This is a genomic window from Chryseobacterium tongliaonense (assembly GCF_041224435.1).
GTDB classification, from domain to species: Bacteria; Bacteroidota; Bacteroidia; order Flavobacteriales; family Weeksellaceae; genus Chryseobacterium; species Chryseobacterium tongliaoense.
In genome coordinates, this window is record NZ_JBGFFD010000009.1 from 185828 (window position 1) to 191909 (window position 6082).

The following is a 6082-nucleotide window of genomic DNA, read 5'->3' on the forward strand; positions in this document are numbered from 1 at the left end:
TCTAGATTATGTCACAATCGCTAACAAGCAGAACACCGAAACCAAAATACGACGTTGTACTCATAGGAGGCGGGATTATGAGCGCCACTTTAGCTACCTTATTACACGAATTTGATCCCAACCTGGAAATCGCAATTTTTGAAAGGCTGGGCAGATTTGCCAAAGAAAGTACAGCCGCCTGGAACAATGCAGGCACAGGCCATTCGGCGTTTTGTGAGCTTAATTATACCCCTGAAGAACCTGACGGAACCATAGATATTTCAAAGGCTGAAAGTATTGCCGAACAGTTTGAAATCTCAAAACAATTCTGGTCTTACCTTATTAATAAAGGATATATTCAGGATCCAAAAGATTTTATCAATTCATGTCCGCATATGAGCCTGGTATTCGGTGAAAAAGATGCTGAATATCTGAGAAAGCGACATGATAAAATGACGCAATCTGTTTTATTCTCCGGAATGGAATTTTCAATGGATCACGAAAAGCTGAAAGAATGGATTCCGCTGGTGATGAGTAAAAGAAATCAGTCTGAAGTAATGGCCGCCACCAAAATGGATCTTGGAACTGATGTAAACTTCGGAACCTTAACCAGAAAAATGGGGCGACACTTATTGGAGGATTCCAATGTTGAGGTTTTCCTGTATCATGAAGTGAAAGATGTTGACCCGAGAGATGATGGAAAATGGGAAATGAAAGTAAAGGACAGGATTCACAGCCATAAGCAGGAAGTCGTTGCCGATTTTGTATTTATCGGTGCCGGAGGATATGCATTACCTTTGTTGGATAGTTCGGATATTAAAGAAAGTGAAGGCTATGGAGGCTTTCCGGTTTCCGGAGAGTGGCTGGTAACTCATAATCCTGAACTGGTAAAAAAACACCAGGCAAAAGTATATACCCAGGCAACAGTGGATGCGCCGCCAATGTCTGTTCCCCACTTGGATTTAAGAATCATTGATGGTGAGAAAGCGCTTCTTTTCGGCCCTTTTGCAGGGTTTTCAACCAAATTTCTCAAAGAAGGAAGCTATCTTGACCTGCCGGAAAGCATCAATACAAAAAATATAAGATCGCTGTTCGGAGCATGGTGGCACAATATTCCTTTAACGAAATACCTAATTCAGCAGGTAGCAATGACCAAGTCTCAAAGAATGCAGCATTTGAGGGAATTTGTCAAAGATGCGAAAGAAGAGGATTGGGAATTGAAAGTGGCGGGGCAACGGGTTCAGGTGATTAAAAAGGATGAAAAAGAAGGTGGAAAACTGGAATTCGGAACCGAAGTGGTGGTGAATAAATCAGGAACGATCGCTTCATTATTAGGAGCTTCACCGGGAGCTTCCACGGCTGCATATGCGATGCTGAATGTTCTTGAAAAATGCTTCCCTGAAAAACTTCATGGGGAATGGAAGGACAAATTATTGGAAATGATTCCTTCTTACGGACAAAAACTGGCGGGCAATCCTGAGCTTACCGAAAAAGTAAGAGGATATACGAAAGAGAAATTGGAGCTGGAATATTAATAAAAGATAAAAGATTTTTAAGCAGAGCTTTTATTTAAACAGATATGCCTTCATCAGATGAGATGGAGGCTTTTTTATTTAAAATTAATCTGAAAATTTAAAATATGTTTTCCAAACACGTCAAGTTCTGTCGCTTTAGAGGATTAATTTTGTATTGATAAAAAGTTTGTGTTAAATCATTCATATACATCTTTTTATCGTGATATAAAATAATTACTTTTGCAGCAAATTAAAAAACAAATAATAACTTAAACACAAGTATGAAAAAACTCTACACGGGTGTACTTACAATGTGCACTGTTTTGGGTGTGTCTGCCCAGGAAGTGGTATGGCAGAAAGACATCAAATCCTCTACACAGGATTTTCTGAGCCAGGTAACCACTACTATTGACCAGCAATATTTAATTACAGGAAGCAGTATTCAAGCTTCTAAGCTTTCTACGGACAATAAACAAAACAATGGTTACGATTTTCATTTGGTGAAACTGAACCAACAAGGTGAAGAGGTTTGGGAAAAGTTCTTTGCAGGAAAAAACCATGATTTTCTTTCAGCTACTGTAGCTACTCAGGAAGGTGGATTTCTTTTAGCTGGAACTTCTTATTCAGGAAAAGGACTGGATAAAAAAGAGGATTCCAAAGATGGATCTGACATTTGGCTTGTAAGAATCAATGAGTTTGGCGATGAATTGTGGCAGAAAACTCTGGGTGGTTCTTCTGATGAAGAAGCAAGATCAGTAATTCAGACTACAGACTTAGGATTTTTTGTGGCTGGAAATGTTCAGAATGCAGCAAAAGGTTATGGTTCAAAAGATGTTCTGGTTGTAAGACTTGATAAAAACGGAAAAGAAATCTCACAACTTGTTTTAGGAGGGAAAGGACTGGATGAAGTTGAAAAAATGATCCCAACAAAAGATGGTGGAGCACTCTTAGGAGTATACTCCCGAAGTAATGGGGGAGGAACAAAGAAAACTGAAAATTATGGTGAAGGCGACTACTGGATCGTAAAACTCAGCAAAGACGGTAAAGTAGAATGGGAAAAGAACTATGGCGGAAAAGGTGATGATCATTTAAGAACGCTTGCTTTAACATCCACAGGATATTTAATCGGTGGAGAATCAAGATCGGAAAGATCAGGAAATAAAACCGTTGGCATAGAAGAAGGAACAGATCTTTGGCTGATCTCACTTGATGAATGAGGTGAAGAAATCTGGCAGAAATCCTACAATTTTAAAAACAGGGACGTACTCATGGGAATGAGTGTTTTACACTCTTCAGATGATAAATCCTCAAAAGGAATCTTACTTGGTGGCTATACCCAGGCAGAAGGAAGAATAGAAAATGATGATGAGACCTTCTGGATACTGTATCTGAATCAGGATGGAAATGAAGAGTGGAGAAAGCATGTGAAAGGAGAATCCAGAAAAAGAGAGGAAAGACTTTCAGATATTAAACTGAACAGAGATGGTTCTATCATTTTGGTAGGAACCAGTGCTGAAGAACTAGGAAAGGAGAACTGGAAGATTGTAAAATTGGGAGATAAGCAGATTGATCAGCTGATCGAAAAGCAGGATATTAAGATCTATCCGAATCCTGTGACAGATTATGCTTATGTGGAAATAGGATTTGACTTTAAAGAAGCTGAGATTATTCTTTATGATTTAGGTGGAAGACAACTTCAGAGTTTGAAGACAAAGAATACGGTGACTAAGATTAATACACAGGCACTTATTCAGGGAGCATATCTTGTGGTAGTGAAAACGGATACGAATAAAACAGCGAATGCTAAATTGATTAAAAAATAACTATGAAAAAAATATTTAATTTATTTATAACTATTACTGCACTAGTAAATTGTAATATGTGGGCTCAGGTAAGCAACGGTAGCTCACAACAGAAAATAAACCCTGTTGCTTTTCCTACATCTGCAAATGCCTATGCAATCGATAAGGTTGGTAAATTACCTATTGATTTATTTAGAGGAAAGGCAAATATAAACATACCTTTTTATACCATAAATGTTGATGGAATTAATATTCCAATTTCTTTATCATATAATACAGGTGGAATCAAATTAAATGAAGTTGCAAGTACCGTTGGTTTAGGATGGTCTTTAAATATTCCCAATACTATAAGTCAAAATATTATAGATAAAGATGATAAATATTTTTCACTTTACACTAAAGATATTAATATTGTAAATTCCAAAATTAGAAGCGTAGAAATGTATGATAATGATATCCGTCAGATGATAGATGATCATTATGAAGGGATTTATGATACTAGACCGGATTTATTTAATTATTCATTACCCTCAGGGAGTGGGAGCTTTATCTTTAATAACGATACAGGATATACAATCCCAAACGAAGATATTCTTATAACCGCAACAAATAATAAAAAAAATATTAAAATTGTAAGTATCGATGGGGCTTCTTATTTTTTGAGCACTAAAAATAATACAACAATAGATTCAGGTGTACTGGAAGTACTACTTCCAGTTCTGAAACTATGTATCAGATTGATAGTATAAGAACTATAACTAATAAAAAAATTTCATTTGAATATTCAAAGGCTTATTCTTATACAGAAAAAAGTATTACAGAAAAAGCTAATGTTGATATTACTGATGCAATTGACCCTACTGCAGATTTGCCTTTAAGTCTACCTGACTATGAAAGGTATATGGGAACCGTTGGAAATATAAAGAAAATAATTACAAAAATTATTTTTCCTGATGGGGTTATCTATTTTAATTATTCCAATGATGGATTACCTTTTTCTGATGGAAGCAGCATAAGAAAAGATATTACGGGAAATAATGGCGTAGCATTACGTCAAGTTTTTGTAAAAGATAATTATGGAAAAGTAATAAAAAACTATCATTTGAATTTTTCATATTTTGTTTCAAATGTTGGAAGCAATAATTTTCAGGATTACAGGCTTAAATTATTAAACATATATGACGATTTACAAAATAGTTATTACAAGTTTTATTATAATGAAAGTTATCCTTTGCCCTCACGTAATTCTAATAATGATGACTATTGGGGTTATATTAACTCGACTATATATAATGAGAATTCTTCTAATATTCCCGATAAAATTTATACGGATTACACATCTAAAAACATAACAATTCCTGCCCAATATGTAAGAAATAGAAATACCAATCCAATGTATACTCAAATTGGCGTTTTAAATAGGGTTGATTACCCAACAGGTGGAAGCAAATATCTATATTATGAAAATGCCAATAAGTATTTCACAAGAACAGACTACTTCTGGGGAGATATTGACAATTTTACAAATGTTCTTAGTGAACCGGCAGGAGGTATTAGCGATGGTTTCGGAAATGTAAACCAAACTGTAACAATTCCACCTAGTTTTTTTATCGGAAAAGAAGCACCAAAAATTAAATTAACGTTTGGAAATACCTGTGAAAATAATATGGATGACGAAACCAGTCAAGTTCATGAAACATCATGTTATGGAAATGCCACTGTAAATGGTAATCATTATGGTACCAATGGTAAACCAGGTGTTTTCGAACTCACTGATATAAACAGTCCAATTAATATATCATTATCCAGGATGGGAAAATGTTCATGTGGTTATGGGATAGATGTTATTTATGGAAAGTATACTACAGTGAATACTAATCTCCCTATTGGAGGGCTTAGAATAAAAAAAATTGAAGATAAAAATGAAAATAACTTTGTTAACACATATAATTATAAATATGAAATCTTAGATCAATCCACAAATACATATAAAAGCAGTGGTGTTTTGAATATGCCTTTTCAATATACAAGTTTATTAAAAAGATATATAACACAGGCAATAGATGGATCCGAAATATATCCTCCTTCCATTCAGAAATATTTGGTGGTTAATAATTCAAGTGCTAATTATAATGCATATGGTTCTTCAGATGTTATTACTTATAAACAAGTTACTGAATATAATGATTTAGGCCAGAATATTAATATTTTTTCCCAAACAAATAATTCAGATAGTGATAAGTTATATACCCACGTATACTCTAATTATGATGAATGGAAAAATGGTTTATTGGAAAAAAACATTATATTAAATAAAACTAATGACACTGTAAAAGTACAAACTAATAAATATATATTTAATTCTTTGAAAAATTCTAAAGCAGGATTTACCACGGGTGACCCTGAACAAATAGCATTTGCATTAAATTTAGATATATCAAAATTCCCCAAAAGAGTTACTGGTAGCACTACTTTGCCAAATGAACAGCCAATTTATGTATCATATTATCCAGTGAATAAAGAAATAATATCAATAAACTCTGGAAAGATAGAAAATATAGAATCTAAAACGGTAGAATATTTTCTAAATAATAAAATGGAAACAGTAACCAACAATTTATATTCTGATACCGATATTAACAAGCCTATCAATTTAAAATCTGTTTCAGTACAGTCTCCTGACAATACAATTTCAGAAACTACCTACCAGTATGCTCACGAAAAGAATAACCAAAAGCTGATCACAGCTAATATGATTGGTATTCCATTGGAAACAAAGACTGTAGA

At 34.3% G+C, this 6082-nt stretch carries 5 protein-coding genes; all 5 read left to right on the plus strand.

Features of this window, described 5'->3' with window-relative positions:
- The first annotated feature begins 8 nt into the window (after window positions 1–8).
- Complete coding sequence (gene mqo / locus AB8P06_RS17765; RefSeq protein WP_369843574.1) at window positions 9–1514, plus strand: malate dehydrogenase (quinone); 1506 nt, start codon at window positions 9–11, stop codon at window positions 1512–1514.
- Between the two features lie 260 nt (window positions 1515–1774).
- Window positions 1775–2710 carry a hypothetical protein gene (locus tag AB8P06_RS17770; protein WP_369843575.1) on the plus strand — a complete coding sequence of 312 codons (936 nt, stop codon included), beginning with the start codon at window positions 1775–1777 and terminating at the stop codon, window positions 2708–2710.
- 51 nt (window positions 2711–2761) lie between these two features.
- Window positions 2762–3316: a T9SS type A sorting domain-containing protein gene (locus AB8P06_RS17775; protein ID WP_369843576.1), complete on the plus strand. Its 555-nt coding sequence runs from the start codon at window positions 2762–2764 to the stop codon at window positions 3314–3316.
- 2 nt (window positions 3317–3318) lie between these two features.
- Window positions 3319–4044 carry a hypothetical protein gene (locus AB8P06_RS17780; RefSeq protein WP_369843577.1) on the plus strand — a complete coding sequence of 242 codons (726 nt, stop codon included), beginning with the start codon at window positions 3319–3321 and terminating at the stop codon, window positions 4042–4044.
- Window positions 4023–6082, plus strand: a 2060-nt coding sequence (locus AB8P06_RS17785; RefSeq protein WP_369843578.1) for a hypothetical protein, incomplete at its 3' end; no start/stop codon positions are given. The genes AB8P06_RS17780 and AB8P06_RS17785, both read left to right, overlap by 22 nt.

Excerpts from the sequence above, each read along its gene's own strand:
- mqo (WP_369843574.1), top strand. The coding sequence starts at position 9 with ATGTCACAATCGCTAACAAGCAGAACACCGAAACCAAAATACGACGTT.
- AB8P06_RS17770 (WP_369843575.1), top strand. The coding sequence starts at position 1,775 with ATGAAAAAACTCTACACGGGTGTACTTACAATGTGCACTGTTTTGGGT.
- AB8P06_RS17775 (WP_369843576.1), top strand. The coding sequence starts at position 2,762 with ATGGGAATGAGTGTTTTACACTCTTCAGATGATAAATCCTCAAAAGGA.
- AB8P06_RS17780 (WP_369843577.1), top strand. The coding sequence starts at position 3,319 with ATGAAAAAAATATTTAATTTATTTATAACTATTACTGCACTAGTAAAT.